This window comes from Rhodococcus sp. HM1, from assembly GCF_023218075.1.
Classification (GTDB): Bacteria; Actinomycetota; Actinomycetes; order Mycobacteriales; family Mycobacteriaceae; genus Rhodococcus.
In genome coordinates, this window is the sequence record NZ_JALPTB010000014.1 from 16,852 (window position 1) to 32,224 (window position 15,373).

The following is a 15,373-nucleotide window of genomic DNA, read 5'->3' on the forward strand; positions in this document are numbered from 1 at the left end:
TCGACGGTGGGGCCGTACTCGGAACGCGGTGCGCCAAGTGCAGGTATTCGACTGCTCAGCAAGGACTTCCGTGGTGTCCGGTGTGTTACGGGGTCATGGACGATGCGCGTTTCGCTCGGACCGGACAAGTCTGGTCGTCCACGGTGGTGGCGATCCCGGTCGGTACGCATCGACCCCCGTTCGGTTTGGCCTATCTCGATCTCGACGATGGACCCCGGGTGCTCGTCCATCTTGCGGAACCGGCCGTGCTCGAACTCGGCGCTCGTCTCGAGATCACCGGAACAGATGACGGCAACCTTGTTGCGTCCAGAGAGGTGCAGTGATGGAACAGGCGATGTTGTGGGGCGTGGGAACCTCCGCCTACGGCCGGTTCCCGGACCGAAGAGTGGAGTCGCTCGCCTGGACGGCAGTGGCCGAGGCGGTCCGGGATGCAGGTATCGAGCCGGGGGAGATCGATGCGATCATCGTCGGTTCGGTGTTCGGTCCGCCGGGGGTAGCCACCCGGGTCCAGCGAGGTCTCGGAATTCCGGCTGTTCCGATGTGGACGGTCGAGAACGCGTGTGCCAGTGGAACGAGTGCCTACCACGAGGCAGTAGAAGCGGTCCGTCTGGGTAGGTTCGGTTGTGTGCTGGTACTCGGCGTGGACCAGATGTCGACGCTCTTCTCCGGGGCAATCGTCCCCGAGGCCACCGATCCCGAAGGGGCGTCGTCGTTGCCGCTGCCCGGTCTGTATGCACTTCAGGCACAACGTTATGTGGGGGAGTTCGGCGTAACCCCCGACCAGCTCGCTGCCGTCGCCGTGAAGAACAAGCGCAACGGTTCGGACAATCCGCGTGCCCAACTGCGGGACGCAGTACCGACAGTGCAGGAGGTTTTGGACTCTCGCATGATCGCGGAACCTCTGACGTTCCTGCAGTGCTGCCCCACGAGCGATGGTGCGGGGGCTGCGATCGTCGGGGGTGACCGGGGCAACCCGAACGATCTGCGTATCGAATCGTCGGTCCTGGTCTCCGGTGCGTTGTGGGATCACCGTAGCGAGGAGGTGTGGGGGTACGCGAGCGTGGCGCGTGCTGCCGAGAAGGCGTTCGCAGAGGCCGGCCGTACTTCGCAGGAGATCGACGTACTCGAAGTGCACGATGCCTTCACGATCGGCGAGATCATCACCTTGGAGGCCTTGGGGCTTGCTCCGCGTGGTAAGGGTGCCGAACTTGCACCCTCCGGGTACACCACGCGTGACGGGGTCCAGCCGGTCAATCCGAGTGGGGGATTGTTGTCTCGTGGTCACCCCCTCGGCGCCACCGGGATGGCGCAGCTCGCCGAGATTTCGTGGCAGCTGCGTGGACGTGCCGGCGCCCGTCAGGTCGCGCGGCATCGGGTCGGTCTGGTGGAGACCATGGGGGGAGGGGCGGCCGGAATGGACGGCAATGCCTGTGTGATCACGATCCTCTCGACCCAATCATGACGTCCTCGTATGCGGGACTGCTGGGGTTTCGGGACCTGGGCGGGTTACGAACGAACGACGGTGGCCGCGTTCGATACGGCATGCTCTACCGCAGTGGAACACCCCAATTCTTGGATCTGCACACAGCCCGCGAGTTGATAGCCGCGACCGGGATACAAGCCACGATCGATCTACGTCTGCCCCATGAGATCGCGGCGGAAGGACGTGGTCCGCTCGACGAGTTGCGGGTGGCCCATTTTCCGAACCCGTTCAGCATTCCTGACACGGTCGCGTCGGACTCGGCTGTGGCTCCTATGGTCGGCGACGATCCTCTCGTCACGAGATACCTTTCGTACCTGGATGCAGACGCAGCAGGGGTTGTGGCGGTGCTGTCCCGTCTGCTCGAGCCGGCCACGCTTCCGGTGCTGGTGCACTGCACCGTCGGCAAGGACCGAACCGGAGTCGCGATCGCGCTGGTGCTATCTGCGATCGGCGTGCGGCGTCGAGACATCGTCGCCGATTACGCGGCCGCTACCGACGACGTGGTCGCGTCGATGCGCAGATTGCGCGAGATGGCCTCGTACGGATCCGCGGCCGATCTCTATCCGCTGGAAGCGTGGACTGCTCCGCCGGATGCGATGGAACGCTTTCTCGACTGCGTTGATCAGGAGCACGGCGGAGTGTCGGCGTTGCTTCAGCGACATGGGGTAGGGCGTGATGCGGTCGAGAGGTTGTCGAAGCTTCTCGTTACCTATGACGTCACCGAAACGGAGGAAGACGATGCAGGTGAATGAAAGTCGAGTCATCGCGGCAGACCCGGCGAAGGTGTGGAAGGTCGGTGGCGACACCGCGAATGTCGCGGATTGGATTCCCGCGCTGGAAAGCTCGTATCAGCGTGGGGATGTGCGGTACACGACGTTCGCCGGTGGAGGCGGTGAGGCCGTCGAGCGGATCGTCGAGCACGACGATCGGAAGAGACGGTACGTGTACGACTATGTCTCGGGTCCCTTGGCTCTCGAGTCGTACCGGTCGGTCTTCGCGGTGGTCGATCATCCTGATGGTGCTCGGATCACCTGGGACGCGGAATTCAGGTGTGCTTCTGCTGAGGAGGATATCGCTCTGGCTCAGTCGATCTCGGAGATCTACCGTGCGGCACTGGATGAACTGGAGAACCGCCTCGTTCACGATCGGGTGTGAGTTCTTTCTGGAGGCGAGCGACCCTTCGACCGAGCATGGTCGAAGGGTCGCTCGCTTTCACGGACGGCCACGCTATGGTCGGGGGCTGTCATGACGGCGGTTCGTCACGCTTCCGGCATGTATTCGCGACATGGTTCCGTTCTTCGTAAGCCATGTCGAGAGCAAGGCTTTCGAGTTCTGCCACGACATGGAGGATCGAATGCGCCGGATGTCCGAGGAGCTTATCGGGCTGAGTGTTGCGGGTCATCGCTTACCTCGCTGTCGTCATGCCGCGTGTCGCCTGCGGACGCGGAAATGTCTTGCAAGCGAAACTGTTCGAGGTTGCACGTCTTCGACGTCGATCAATTCAGGAGTGTGCTCATTCTATCTGCGGTAAGCGAATATTTCACGAAGATTCACATGAAAATCCTTTGGGGGAACTACCGATTGCACCGCTACGCAGTAGCTGTCGCCTGCATGTCGGGGCCCCAGGTGTGCGCCACCCGGCGGGACTTCTGCGCGATGGTGCGGTTGTCCCGTGCCGCTGACACATCTCGACCCCGACGGCCGCGTATCGGAGAGGTAGGTGCACCCGTCGTGCAGGTCGACGTTCGGCAGGCCAGGCACCGTTGCGGTCGTGGCTGCGTACGCGGATTTTGCGATCCCGTAGTTGACCACGTAGTTGCCCCGCTGTCGAGATATGCGCAGCGAGCCATTGTGATTCCAGTCATATGCAGGTACTCGTCGTACCCACATGGAAGGAATCCTCGGATGACACTCACCGCACTTGTTCTCTCGACGGACCAGCAGCGTGCTCGCGGAGCGGAGTATCTCGATCGTGCCCGTGAAGTAGCCAAGGTCATCGACACCGAAGCAAACGCTATCGAAGCCGAGGCGACGATCACGCGGCCTGTCTACGAGGCGCTGGCCGAGGCGGGCTTGTTCTGGATCCTGGTGCCTGAGGAGTACGGTGGCGCCGGCCTCGACATCGTCAGTGCCTTCAAGGTTATCCAGGAGCTCACGCGCGCCGACGGTTCCACAGGTTGGGCGTTCATGGCCAACTCGTGCAGCACCGGTGTGGCGGTGGGTTACACGAATCCTGAGGGCGCTCGCGAGATGTTCGCCGGCGGCGACAAGGGCATCACAGCGGGAATGATCGTCCCCACGGGTAAGGGGGTCCGAGTCGAGGGTGGATATCGTGTCACCGGCCGCTTTCAGTTCGCCAGCGGCTCGGCGCATGCATCCTGGATCGGTGCCGGTTTCGTCGTCCACGACGACCGAGGCAATCCTGTCGTCGATGCGGACGGTCAGCCCGAGGCGCGGATCGCGTGGATTCCCAAGGAGAGGGTCGAGTTCCTCGGCAACTGGAATGTCATGGGCATGGTCGGCACCGGTTCGTTCGACTACCAGGTGACCGACGAGTTCGTGCCGGAGCGGTTCACCATGGATACCTTTTCGACCGCCCCGGTCCGTCCCGAACCGGTCTACAAGCTCGGGCTCCTGGGCATCGGCGTGGGTGGCCACGCACCGGTGGCGCTGGGACTCGCCGAGCGCGCCTTGGAGGAGATCGCCCGGATCGTGTCGGGGAAGGTCCGGCCCGGATACGACGGTTTCGTCGGTGACTCCGATGTCTTCCGGATCGAGTTCGCGCGTCACGAGGCCCTGTACAAGGCTGCGTGTGCGTACGTCTACGAGGTGTTCGGGGACGCGGAGGACACGGCGGCGGCGGGATTGCCCATCTCGGAGGAGCAGCATGCGCGGCTGCGGCAGGCTGCGACCTGGGTGCAGGAGGTTGCCGGCGATGTTGTGATGTTCGCGCATCGTTGGGCGGGTAGCGCGACGGTGCGTACCCCGAGCGTTCTTGGGCGGTGTGTCCGTGATGCGGCTGTCGCCACTCAGCACGCCTTGATCGACCGCATGACGTTGAGCGACGCTGCCGGGGCGATCCTGCCCGGCTACCAGCAGAGCTGATCGGCGGTTTTCCTCGGGTGTTCGCCCGGGTCGTTGCGGCGACCCGGGCGAACAGGCCCGTTCAGTTCGAGGAGAGTGCTCGAGGTACTTCGGTTCGTCGAGACAGACACAGCTTGCGTAGGAGGTGCTCAACATGTCCCTCCACTGTCCGAGGTGAGAGCACCAGCTTCTCGGCGATCTGTTTGTTCGTCAGGCCCTGCGCAACCAATTCGGCGACCTCTCGTTCGCGGGGTGAGAGAAGCTCGAGTTGCGAGGTGTCGGCGGTAGCGGTGGCGCGGGTGATGAGACTGCGGTCGGGGGCCGGATGGTCGTCCTCGGTGCGGTCCTCGTCGAAGATGTAGGCAAGTAGTTCGGGGGCGGTCATGGCTTGTCCTCGGGCCCACGCGGCATCGAACGCAGAAGTGCCGATATGGCTTCGTGCCGTGTCGACTGCGCGTTCGCGCAACGTATTCCAGTGGTCTGCACCGTAGAGTTGTTGACCGATCGAACCCCACATGGACGAGGCGGCGCCCAGCACGACGGCGGCACGCGCACCGTGGCCCTGCTCGGCGAGTGCCCATCCGAGCAGGTCCGCCATCACGGTCTTGCCGATGGGGTCGGCGAACTCTCGCTGGTATCGCAGTGCTTCGAGGGCTCGCCGGACAGCGGTGTCGGGGGCGTTCTCGAGCAGTGCAACGTGGCCGAGTCCGTAGGTCGCGTAGGAGTGGAACCACAGCTCGCCGATCTCGTCCGTCTTGATGAACACGCAGCTGAACGCGTCCGCGGCGCCGGCTACGTCCTGTATGGAGCAGAGAAGCATGCCTCGATGGATCTGCAGCATCGATACCAGTTCCGGCTCACAGCCGTACAGTTGGTAACCGCGTTCTGCTTCGTCGAGGTATGCCATCCCGGAATCGGGTCGGCCGGCGAAGAAGTCCCTCAGTCCGGCGATATGGACCGCGAACGACCTGGTGACCGGATCTTCGCGGTCGCCGGCGAGCTCACGTGCTCTGCGTAGGGTGAAGTCGGCGGCGTCTCGATCGCCTTGCAGTGTTTGGACCAGTGCGAGCACGGTGAGGATGCGTCCTCGTGCGGTCCTCGAGATGCCGGGCAGGTCGAGTGCCTGTGTCAACCACATTCGGTGTTCACGTACGGAGATTCCGCATGCCCATAGGAATCTCGAGGATCCCAGGGTGTCGGCGGCCCGTTGAACGAGTGCGGGATCGGTGGGGTCGTTCATCACCGAATGCAGCGCTGCGCGGATGTTTCCGCGGTTGATCGACACCGCGGTTGCGCTCGCCAACTGTTCGGGCCCGTACCAGGACGCTGTCGATTCTTCGATAATGCGTGCGCAGTACTCGAGTAGTTTCGTGTGCATGTTTCGGCGTTCCGGGATGGTCAGTTTGCCCCATCCGTACTCGCGTATCGATTCGAGCAGTCGGAAGCGAACACCGTCCTCCGATGTCTCACGCACAACCACGGACTTGGCGACGAGGGCCGCGGCTGCTTCCATGATCTCGTCCTCGGACAGGACGTCGTCGGAGCACACTGCTACTGCTGTGGCAAGGTCGAAACTGTCGGCGAAGACGGAGGCTCTGCACCACAGGGTGCGTTCGGTTTCCGAGCACAGTTCGTAACTCCAGTCGATCGTGGCCTGCAGGCTGCGATGTCGCGGTGTGCGTCCGCGTGCGGAAAAGGTCAGCATCGACAGGCGCCGATCCAGTCGCTCTGCCAGGTCTTCGACGGATAGGACGTTGAGGCGGGTGCATGCCAGTTCGATGGCCAGGGGTAGTCCGTCGAGTCGCTGACAAATCCGTCTGACGGCGTCCACATTCGAGTCGTTGAGTGCGAAGCCCGAAAGCACCGACTCGGCGCGGTTCGCGAACAGTTCGACGGCTCCCGATCCTGTGCTTCCGTACGTCGGCAGGGGAGGGAGATGGAAGACGTACTCGCCGGGAATGGCCAGGTATTCGCGTGAAGTGGTGAGGATCCGAAGGTTGCTGGTTTCTTCGATCAGGCGGCTCGCGAGGGCTGCGACCCCTTCGACGAGATGTTCGCAGTTGTCGAGGATCAGCAGCATCCTCCGATTGCGTAAGTACTCGATGAGGATGTCGTCGGCGGAGTTTTCCGGCCCGTCGCGGGTTTCGAGTCCGAGTCGATCGGCGATCGCCTGGCTCAACAAGTTTTCGCTTCGCAGGGAAGCGAATTCGACGAAGCGTACACCGTCAGGAAATGCCCGTCGGTATTCTTCTGCGGCGCGTATGGCGAGTCGGGTCTTTCCGATTCCTCCGGGTCCGACCACGGACACCAGTCGGTGATCTCCGAGGAGCCGACGGACTTCACGCAGCTCGTGGTGTCGTCCGATGAAACTGGTGGGTTGCTGCGGAAGCCCGGTCCCGGTCGAAGGATTTTCGAAAGCGGGGGTGGTCATCTCGGTCTTGATCTGGTTCACCTTGCGTACGAGAAGTGTGCGGGAGTGGCCCCACTCGATGCATCTGCCGATCTCTGCGGTCGAGATGTCCGGAGTCCGGTGGAGGAGGTCTCGGATGCGTGCATCCGCTTCATCGGCAACCGAGCCCTTCAACCTTCGGTGGTCGTTCGGCGGTTCGGGCATGGCGAGAGCTCGGCGCACCGTGTTCCGGGAGATGCCCAAGCGCTGGGCGATGCCCTTGATCGATTCGCCTTCGCCGCGGCATCGGTGGATTTCGGACCATTCGTCGGTGTTCACCGCACCTCCTATGAGACGTACATCACTCTGCTGGGCGGAGGTGATGCGCCGCAACAAGGGGGGTCAAGATGTGTCATCAACGACTCTACGCAGGGTGTCCATTACCCGATATTTCGGGATAGAAGCCATGTGAGCAGCAAGAACGGCGATCGGGCCAGGGGGACCACCACCCCCGTACCCGGTCACGTGGTCGGACGGTTACCGGAGGCTTCCGTCATTGCAAAGGTGGGTGTGGACCACATTCGCCACCCACGGAGGTAGACCGATGACCCAGCAGAACGCCGACGCACTTACCAAGGCTTTCGCCGCAGCTGATCAGGGCGATCCCACGCCGCTACTGGATCTGTACGACGACTCGATGACGTGGGCCGGATTCACCTTCGACGGCTCGCAGCGGATCTACACCAAGGCGGAGTTTCTGGAAGGGCTCGGTGTGCTGGCCAAGCTCGACGCCTCGGCGAACGAAGTACTCAGCTGTGACGTGATCGATGACGAACTCGTGGTTGCCAAGATCCGGGCGTACCGCAAACTCGGCGATCACGAACTGGACATCACCATGGTCATGGGCCACCGTTTCGTCGACGGCAAAGTCGTGCGTGGCAACGATCTCGTTCCCTCCTCGTTCGAAGCGTTCTGGTCCGCGACCGGACTCGCCGGCTGACAGGGGAAGGCGATGAGCATCGCACAGCACCGCACTCGCACTACGGCTCTCGACGCCGCCCTCGAAGCACTACAGGCCGGTAGCCGGGTGTTGGCAGTGGATGATCTGAACGGCACCGGCATCGACATGATGATCCTGGCCGACCGGGCGTCGACATCCACCGTGGCCGAAATGATTCGTGAAGGAAGCGGATTCATCTGCGTCACCGTGAGTCCGTCCGATGCTCATCGCCTGTGCCTACCACCGATGACCTGGGACACCGGAACATCGTTCAGCGGACGGATGTGCGTGGCGGTCGATGCGGTAGAGGGCGTGACGACCGGCATCTCCGCACAGGACCGTGCGGTTACTCTTCGTACCCTGGGCGACCGGCGATCGACTCCCGCGTCATTCACCCGCCCGGGCCATGTGATCCCTGTCTTGGCATCGGACGAGAATGTCCTCAGCAGACCGCGCGTGATTGCGCAGGCTGGGAACCTCTGCACTGCGGCAGCGCCGGCGGGGCAGGGCTGTCCGGTGGCATTCACCTCCCTGGTGTCTCGCGTCGATCCGTGCCGCGATGCTGGCATCGACGAAGCTCGGCACTGGGACCTGCCCACGATTCGTTACTCGGACCTGCGGGCATCGATCGCCAGCAGTCATCCAGCCGTTGCATGAACGGCATTACCCACCGCACTCGACGTTCCTGGGAGGCCGACCGTCCATGAGCATCCCCAACTCGACCACCCATGCCGAAGTCGACCTACGGGCCGACTTCAAAGAGGCGATGGCGCACATGTGCGCACCGGTCACCGTCGTCACGACAATGGACGGCGATCGACCGCACGGCACGACTGTCAGCGCCGTGATGTCCTTATCGTTCGAACCACTGCTGATCGCAGTGGCGATGGCGACGACATCGGAATGCCTGTCCGCCATCACACGCGCCGGAAAATTCGGAGTCAACGTCCTCGCGGCGCAGCAACACTCCGTCGCCACAGGGTTTGCCACCAAGGGTGAAGACAAGTTCACGGGAACCATTTGGCACCAGCATGATTCGATACCGCGACTCGACGGGTCCGCAGTTTGGCTCTCCTGCCAGGTCGACCAGATCCTCCCGGGCGGCGACCACGCCATCCTCATCGGAGCCGTCACCGGCGTCGACGCCGACCCGGCCGCCGCACCACTGACCTACCACGGACGGCGGTTCGGAACGCACACTCCGCACTAGAAAGTGCTGCAGTCACCTTGCAGTCGAGAAGGATCAGACATTGAGTTTTCCGCCCGTTCTCCATGACCGGCTTCGTCTTCCTGTGGTCGCTTCACCCTTGTTCATCGTTTCCGGCCCTGATCTGGTTGTTGCACAATGCACCGCCGGTGTCATCGGATCGTTCCCCTCACTCAACGCCCGGCCCCAGCCGGTGCTACGTGAGTGGCTCACCGACATCACCGCCAGGCTGGCGAAACACGACGCGAACAACCCGGAGACCCCGTCCGCTCCGTACGCGGTCAACCTCATCGTCCACAATTCCAACGCACGGCTCGAGGAGGACCTCGACACCCTCGTCGAGTTCGAGGTGCCGATCGTGATTACCTCGCTCGGTGCCCGCACCGACGTCAACGACGCCGTCCACTCGTACGGCGGCATCGTCCTTCACGACGTCATCGACAACACCTTCGCCCGCAAGGCTGTCGCCAAAGGCGCCGACGGTCTGATCGCTGTGGCCGCTGGAGCCGGTGGCCACGCGGGAACACAGTCCCCGTTCGCGTTGATCCAGGAGATACGTGCGTGGTTCGACGGCCCACTGGTGCTGTCCGGAGCCATCGCTCACGGCCGCGCCGTCCTCGCAGCGCAGGCCGCCGGAGCCGACCTCGCCTACATCGGATCCGCCTTCATCGCCAGCACCGAAGCCAATGCCGACCTCAGGTACAAACAGATGATTGTCGACTCGACCGCCGGCGACATCGTCTACTCGAACCGGTTCACCGGTATCCACGGCAACTACCTGCGAGGAAGCATCGAAGCGGCCGGGCTTGAGCTCGACGCCCTCTCCGACTCGCAGCCGGCTGTACCCAACTTCGGGATCAACGAGGACACCGGGCCGGATCCGAAGCCGCAGCCGAAGCCATGGCGCGATATCTGGGGCGCAGGCCAGGGCATCGGCGTTGTCGACGCCGTACTGCCGGCTGCAAGGATCATCGAACGTCTCAGTGCCGAGTATGCGCAGGCGAGAGCTGCATTGCCGTGACATCCAGATTCCAATGGGGTGCCGGACCAGACCGCGACTCGTCGGCTTAGGGTCGGACTTGCGGTTGCACGGGCGGGTTCCGGCATCGAAGGCGCGGACGCGCCTGGAGTTGCCCGAGTGGTTGTCGTACTGAACCGGAGGCGGCGTCATTCCGCCTGAGTTAGGACATTTCGCTTAGTGTCCCGATTCGAATCCGAGACGGGTAAAAATCTCCTGTTCAGCAGTCGGGATCTGTGGCGGGAAGTCCTGCACGGCCCCGCTGACGGCGTTAGAGGAGATCCGTAGCAGCCGCAGTTGCTTGAACAGCCGATGCCGTCACCGCCGGACTGACCAGCGAACACAACTCTGGGCAGGTTGAAAGACACGTGAACCGGATCAATATGCTCAAGCGGCAGACGCGCGGGCGAGCCAACCTCGACTTGCTGCGCAAACGTATCGTTCACCTCGAATAGTGAAGCATGGCAGAGGCTTACCGGAAAGCGGGACGTATCCACCTTCGATGAGCCACATCACGCTGGGCCCCATAGGTGTCGGTCATGGAAAACACGTTCTTCCTACGAGGAAGCCCCCAGCCGAAGGCGCCCACCTGTCATGTACCAGAGTTGTCTCCTGTTCGGAGCGTGACAGGAGTAGAAGTTGTCTCTAGAGAAGGCCAGCACGGCATGGCTGGCGCAATCCAAGCAAGCGGATTATCGACGCATCGTCGGCAGTGCCAAGTACGACGACAACGCGGCATCTCACTACAGCTGGGATAGCTCGGTGGTGCACCATGACGAGGTACAACCGGGCGACATCATCGCCATCTGGGACGAGTTCCTGATCGGGGTTTCCGTCATCGAGCACATCGAGGTCGGCGACGGCATCAAGACTACGACGACCTGCCCCGTGTGCAATCGCGCGAATGTGGTGCGGCGCAAGCGCAAGCGTCCCCCGTATCGCTGCGACGACTGCCACGAAGAATTCGATGAGCCGATCTTCGGTGAAAAGGAGGTCACGACCTACCGCAGCAGTCACGCTCAGGCCTGGATCGACCTCGAAGGCGTCCTCGACGGCAAAGCCTTGCGGTCACTCTGCGTGCACCCGAAAGAGCAGAACAGTTTCCGGCGGCTCCGCCTCGACGACTTCCGTGAGGCACTCGAGGACGCAACCGACGGCAACCTCCTGCACATTCTCGACGAAACGTCGAAGCAGATGACCGGTGGACCGGAGGGCCATGTCGTTCGACCTGTTCGGGTGAGAGTCGGTCAGGCCGGGTTCAGAGCCAAACTGCTTGCCGAGTACGGGGCGCAGTGCGCAGTGACCGGCGCGGCTCCGAAATCGGTTCTCGAAGCGTGCCATCTCTATAGCTACGCCGAAGTCGGCAAGCATGCGGATCAGGGAGGTCTGCTCCTGCGTCGAGATATCCACCGCCTGTTCGACCAGGGGCTTATTGCGGTTGACGAGTCCGGTGCCGTCGACGTGGCCGAGGAGATCCGGACCTACCCAACGTACGGAGATCTGCATGGCAAGGTGCTTCAGGTAGTCCTCACCCCCAAGCAACGGAAGTGGATCCGTAGCCACTGGCTCGAATGGCGCGGCCGGTAGGCGATCGACCCGCCGATCGGAAGGTTGTCGTTGAAGTCGGGGCGTGGGTGGGTTCTCCGCAAATACTTCCCGCCGTTCACGTCAAGCCACCCGGACTCGGGTCGGGCCGATCTACGTGGGCTGACCGGCGACACGATGTGGACGCCCCGATGGAGCAAGCCCCGGCGATTCCGCGGGGAAGTGGGGGTCGTCCATCGGTACAGCCAGAGTGGGCCACGGCTGATGCCACTCGGCACAACTGGTGTCAACTGAGGCCGCCGCGCGCAGCCCAGATCTGAGCCCAGGAACGCCCACCCGTCTGGGGAGCGGGTGGAGCGAGCCACCTGCTCGGGGCGGTGTGGCACGCGGGAGCGCTACGGGAGCGCTGGACTCAGACCAGAACTGGCCACGCCCTGAGTTCGCTACGCCGACACGAGGTCGCAGACGCGGAGGCCGCCGAGGCGCGCGCAGCTCGCCGCTGTGGATGTCGACTCGGGCCGCCGGCAGTGGTGCGATCAGCGGGTAGTTTGTCGTGCCCGGTGATGCCGATTCGGTGGCAACCCTGCGGACCACCTTCCATGCCCACGCAATTCGGCACGGCGTCGTCGACCTCGACAGCGCGGCGATCCGTGCCAGCCGCGTGCCCTCACCCGGGCGATTTCGCAGTGGATCAACATCTTCGCCGTGCCGTCGGTGATCGCCTCCCTCCGAGACGGTTACCCTCTACCTCGGTGATGTCATCTTCACCGGCACCCCGCAGCGTGGAGTGGGACAAAACCGCCGCGGTTCCTGCAGCCAGATGAGCGACTGACCAGTTGGATCAGCGGAATCGGCGATCTGTACCAGAGTTTCGTTGCTGCTTCCGAGTCGTCGTAGCACGTGGGTTCAACGATCCACGACGTTCTCGAAGACGGTGGCATTGGCCATGCCGCCGCCCTCACACATCGTCTGCAGCCCGAACCGGATGTTTTCTGCGCGCATGTGATGGACGAGCGTAGTGGTCAGGCGTGCACCCGAGCCACCGAGCGGATGACCCAGTGCGATTGCCCCGCCCAGCGAATTCACGCGATCCTCCGAGGCCCCGGTTGCCCGGAGCCAGGCGCCGACGACACTGGCGAATGCCTCGTTGACCTCGAAGGCACCGATGTCGTCGAGAGTCAGGCCTGCCCGTTCGAGCGCCCGTGCCGTCGCGGGGATCGGCCCGGCCAGCATGGTGATGGGATCGTCGCCGACCACTGTTGCGGTGTGCACCCGCGCCAGTGGTGTCAGTCCCAGGTGCCGGGCGCGTTCTCCGGACATCATCAGCAACGCGGCTGCGCCGTCCGAGATCTGAGATGCGTTACCTGCGGTGATCCGCCCGTCCTCGCCAAGGACCGGATCCAGCTGGCCGAGCTTGTCGAGCGTTGTGGCCCTGCGAATTCCTTCGTCGAATTCGAGCTTCGTCCCGTCCGGCAGGGTCACCGGCACGATCTCGCCGGCGAAGCGACCGTCGTCGACTGCCTGGGCTGCTCGCTGGTGTGAGCGCAGGCTGTACTCGTCGAGCCAGGTGCGGCTCAACTCGTACCGCTCGGCGAGAATCTCGGCGCCGCGAATCTGATTGAATTCGATGCCCTCGTATCGCTGTCGGATCGCGTCACTGTTCGGGTCTCCGAGACCGACGCGCCGCGCCGATCCCATCGGGATCCGGGTCATCGATTCGACACCGCCCGCAACGGCGACGTCGTATTGACCGGAGATGATCCCGGCGGCGGCGAAATGCAGTGCCTGCTGGCTGGATCCGCACTGGCGCTCGATGGTGGTGCCGGGCACCGACTCGGGCCAGCCCGAGGCGAGAACGGCGTTGCGGGCGATGTTGCCGGCTTGCTCGCCGACTTGGCCGACACACCCCCACACGACGTCGTCCACAGCTGCGGGCTCGATGCCGGCGCGATCGAGCAGCGCGGTCAGGACCGTCGCGGACAGATCGACCGGGTGGACCTCCGCCAATCCGCCCTTGCGCCGCCCGATGGGGCTCCGGACGGCTTCGACGATGACTGCGTCACGCATGGTGTGTTCCTGTTCTCTCGTTCTCGATGGTCACGACCCGGTCCAGACCGGGGTGCGTCGTTCGGTGAAGGCGGCCGCACCCTCGCGCGCGTCGTTCGAGCCGAACACCGGCATCACAATGCGCCTGGTTCGCTCGAAGGCCTCGGCCGGCGGCCAACCGGGTGATTCGACGACCACCTTTTTGCTGGCCTGTACCGCAAGTGGGCCATTCGCGGCAATCGTTTCGGCGATAGCGAGAGCTTCGGACAGTATCTCGGATTCGGTGGCGAGACGGTTGACCAGGCCGAGGGGGTGCAGCTGAGCCGCGGTCATGGGAGCGCCGGTGAGAATCATCTCGAGTGCCACCGCACGTGGCAATCGGGTCGGCAGCCTGGTCAGTCCACCGGCGGCGGCGACCAGGCCGCGCCGCACTTCGGGAAGACCGAACGTGGCGGTCGGTGCGGCCACCACGAGATCGGCGGCCAGTACGATCTCGAATCCGCCGGCGAGTGCCGGGCCGTCGACAGCGGCGATCAGCGGCTTGGCGGGTGGCGCCTCGACCAGCCCGGCGAATCCGCGATCCTCTACGCGGGGGCTCTCTCCGCGGAGGAAGGCCTTGAGATCCATTCCTGCGCAGAAGTACCCACCGGCGCCGGTGATGACACCGACACTCAGACCCGGGTCGTTGTCGAGACGATCCATCGCCGATGCGAGGGCACTCGCCATCGCCCGGTCGACGGCGTTGCGGGCGTCCGGACGGTTGAGCGTGACCACCAGGATCCGGCCCCGTCGTTCGGTCAGCACCACGTGCTCGGGAGTCCGGTCGGTCATCGGGGGGCCATCCGGATAGCGCCGTCGAGGCGGATCGTCTCGCCGTTGAGCATGCCGTTTTCGATGATGTGTGCGGCCAGTGAGGCGAATTCGGACGGTTCGCCGAGGCGCTGAGGGTGGGGGACCGAGGCGGCCAGGGCTTCGCGGATGTCGCTGCGGGCGTTCAGCAGAAGTGGGGTGGCGAAGACACCGGGCGCGATTGTGCAGACCCGGATCCCGACGCTGGCAAGGTCGCGGGCCGCCGGCAGGGTCATCCCGACCACCCCGGCCTTGGACGTCGCGTAGTTGATCTGCCCGATCTGGCCCTCGAAGGCGGCGACGGACGCGGTCAGCACGCACACGCCGCGGTCGGCGTCGAGCGGCTCGTTGGCAGCCATCGATTCGGCCGCGTAGCGGAGCACGTTGAAGGTGCCGATGACGTTGAGGCGTATGACCGACTCGAACGGCTCGAGGTCGGCGGCCTTCCCATCCTTGGAGAGGATACGCATGGGTTTGCCGCGGCCCGCGCAGTGCACGACTGCGCGTACCGGGCCCTGCTCGGCGGCTTCGGCGAATGCCGCGGCGACGGCGTCCGGGTCGGTGACGTCGGTGGGCACGAACTGCGCAGCCGGGCCCAGCGCGGCGGCCTGCTCGGCGCCGGGGGAGCCGGGAAGGTCGAGCAGGGTGACGGTGGCGCCGGACTCGACCAGACGGGTGGCAGTCGCCAGTCCGAGTCCGGATGCACCGCCGGTGACGACGGCGTTGATGTTCTTGATCTGCACTTCTACGGT

At 64.0% G+C, this 15,373-nt stretch carries 14 protein-coding genes; 10 read left to right on the forward strand and 4 right to left on the reverse strand.

Features of this window, described 5'->3' with window-relative positions; translation table 11 throughout:
• Window positions 1-95: 95 nt before the first annotated feature.
• The 5 genes from M1M07_RS10025 (at window position 96) to M1M07_RS10045 (ending at window position 4,588) form a co-directional block, all read left to right on the forward strand.
• Window positions 96-323, forward strand: a complete 228-nt coding sequence (locus M1M07_RS10025; protein ID WP_282581943.1) for an OB-fold domain-containing protein — start codon at window positions 96-98, stop codon at window positions 321-323.
• Complete coding sequence (locus tag M1M07_RS10030) at window positions 323-1,462, forward strand: thiolase family protein (RefSeq protein ID WP_248674019.1); 1,140 nt, start codon at window positions 323-325, stop codon at window positions 1,460-1,462. The genes M1M07_RS10025 and M1M07_RS10030 overlap by 1 nt, the downstream gene beginning before the upstream one ends.
• Window positions 1,459-2,235, forward strand: a complete 777-nt coding sequence (locus tag M1M07_RS10035; protein ID WP_248674020.1) for a tyrosine-protein phosphatase — start codon at window positions 1,459-1,461, stop codon at window positions 2,233-2,235. Before M1M07_RS10030 ends, M1M07_RS10035 begins: the two co-directional genes overlap by 4 nt.
• A complete protein-coding gene (locus tag M1M07_RS10040) occupies window positions 2,222-2,638 on the forward strand; it encodes an SRPBCC family protein (protein ID WP_248674021.1) in 417 nt (138 codons plus the stop codon). The genes M1M07_RS10035 and M1M07_RS10040 overlap by 14 nt, the downstream gene beginning before the upstream one ends.
• A 750-nt stretch (window positions 2,639-3,388) precedes the next feature.
• A complete protein-coding gene (locus M1M07_RS10045) occupies window positions 3,389-4,588 on the forward strand; it encodes an acyl-CoA dehydrogenase family protein (protein WP_248674022.1) in 1,200 nt (399 codons plus the stop codon).
• A gap of 61 nt (window positions 4,589-4,649) precedes the next feature.
• Here the strand turns inward: M1M07_RS10045 and M1M07_RS10050 are convergent, their stop codons facing one another.
• A complete protein-coding gene (locus tag M1M07_RS10050) occupies window positions 4,650-7,181 on the reverse strand; it encodes a LuxR C-terminal-related transcriptional regulator (RefSeq protein WP_248674084.1) in 2,532 nt (843 codons plus the stop codon).
• Between the two features lie 379 nt (window positions 7,182-7,560).
• Here M1M07_RS10050 and M1M07_RS10055 point away from each other — a divergent pair, with 379 nt between their 5' ends.
• From M1M07_RS10055 to M1M07_RS10075, 5 genes are all read left to right on the forward strand, one after another.
• A complete protein-coding gene (locus tag M1M07_RS10055) occupies window positions 7,561-7,956 on the forward strand; it encodes a nuclear transport factor 2 family protein (RefSeq protein WP_248674023.1) in 396 nt (131 codons plus the stop codon).
• 12 nt (window positions 7,957-7,968) lie between these two features.
• The gene (locus M1M07_RS10060; protein WP_248674024.1) at window positions 7,969-8,613 is read left to right on the forward strand and encodes a 3,4-dihydroxy-2-butanone-4-phosphate synthase; all 645 of its coding nucleotides are present in this window, start codon (window positions 7,969-7,971) and stop codon (window positions 8,611-8,613) included.
• 46 nt (window positions 8,614-8,659) lie between these two features.
• On the forward strand, window positions 8,660-9,166 hold the full coding sequence (locus tag M1M07_RS10065) for a flavin reductase family protein (protein WP_248674025.1): 507 nt from the start codon (window positions 8,660-8,662) through the stop codon (window positions 9,164-9,166).
• Window positions 9,167-9,206: 40 nt separating this feature from the next.
• On the forward strand, window positions 9,207-10,184 hold the full coding sequence (locus tag M1M07_RS10070; RefSeq protein ID WP_248674026.1) for a nitronate monooxygenase family protein: 978 nt from the start codon (window positions 9,207-9,209) through the stop codon (window positions 10,182-10,184).
• Between the two features lie 636 nt (window positions 10,185-10,820).
• The gene (locus M1M07_RS10075) at window positions 10,821-11,768 is read left to right on the forward strand and encodes an HNH endonuclease (RefSeq protein ID WP_248674027.1); all 948 of its coding nucleotides are present in this window, start codon (window positions 10,821-10,823) and stop codon (window positions 11,766-11,768) included.
• A gap of 864 nt (window positions 11,769-12,632) precedes the next feature.
• On the opposite strand, the gene M1M07_RS10080 is transcribed toward M1M07_RS10075, so the two are convergent.
• From M1M07_RS10080 to M1M07_RS10090, 3 genes are read right to left on the reverse strand one after another with little or no spacing between them, the layout of a single operon-like run.
• A complete protein-coding gene (locus M1M07_RS10080) occupies window positions 12,633-13,793 on the reverse strand; it encodes an acetyl-CoA C-acyltransferase (RefSeq protein ID WP_248674028.1) in 1,161 nt (386 codons plus the stop codon).
• Window positions 13,794-13,823: 30 nt separating this feature from the next.
• A complete protein-coding gene (locus M1M07_RS10085; protein ID WP_248674029.1) occupies window positions 13,824-14,603 on the reverse strand; it encodes a crotonase/enoyl-CoA hydratase family protein in 780 nt (259 codons plus the stop codon).
• A complete protein-coding gene (locus tag M1M07_RS10090; RefSeq protein ID WP_248674030.1) occupies window positions 14,600-15,364 on the reverse strand; it encodes an SDR family NAD(P)-dependent oxidoreductase in 765 nt (254 codons plus the stop codon). The genes M1M07_RS10085 and M1M07_RS10090 overlap by 4 nt, the downstream gene beginning before the upstream one ends.
• Window positions 15,365-15,373: the final 9 nt, after the last annotated feature.

Coding starts and splice junctions, on each gene's coding strand:
- M1M07_RS10025 (WP_282581943.1), top strand. CDS start 96: ATGGACGATGCGCGTTTCGCTCGGACCGGACAAGTCTGGTCGTCCACG.
- M1M07_RS10030 (WP_248674019.1), top strand. CDS start 323: ATGGAACAGGCGATGTTGTGGGGCGTGGGAACCTCCGCCTACGGCCGG.
- M1M07_RS10035 (WP_248674020.1), top strand. CDS start 1,459: ATGACGTCCTCGTATGCGGGACTGCTGGGGTTTCGGGACCTGGGCGGG.
- M1M07_RS10040 (WP_248674021.1), top strand. CDS start 2,222: ATGCAGGTGAATGAAAGTCGAGTCATCGCGGCAGACCCGGCGAAGGTG.
- M1M07_RS10045 (WP_248674022.1), top strand. CDS start 3,389: ATGACACTCACCGCACTTGTTCTCTCGACGGACCAGCAGCGTGCTCGC.
- M1M07_RS10050 (WP_248674084.1), bottom strand. CDS start 7,181: ATGCCCGAACCGCCGAACGACCACCGAAGGTTGAAGGGCTCGGTTGCC.
- M1M07_RS10055 (WP_248674023.1), top strand. CDS start 7,561: ATGACCCAGCAGAACGCCGACGCACTTACCAAGGCTTTCGCCGCAGCT.
- M1M07_RS10060 (WP_248674024.1), top strand. CDS start 7,969: ATGAGCATCGCACAGCACCGCACTCGCACTACGGCTCTCGACGCCGCC.
- M1M07_RS10065 (WP_248674025.1), top strand. CDS start 8,660: ATGAGCATCCCCAACTCGACCACCCATGCCGAAGTCGACCTACGGGCC.
- M1M07_RS10080 (WP_248674028.1), bottom strand. CDS start 13,793: ATGCGTGACGCAGTCATCGTCGAAGCCGTCCGGAGCCCCATCGGGCGG.
- M1M07_RS10085 (WP_248674029.1), bottom strand. CDS start 14,603: ATGACCGACCGGACTCCCGAGCACGTGGTGCTGACCGAACGACGGGGC.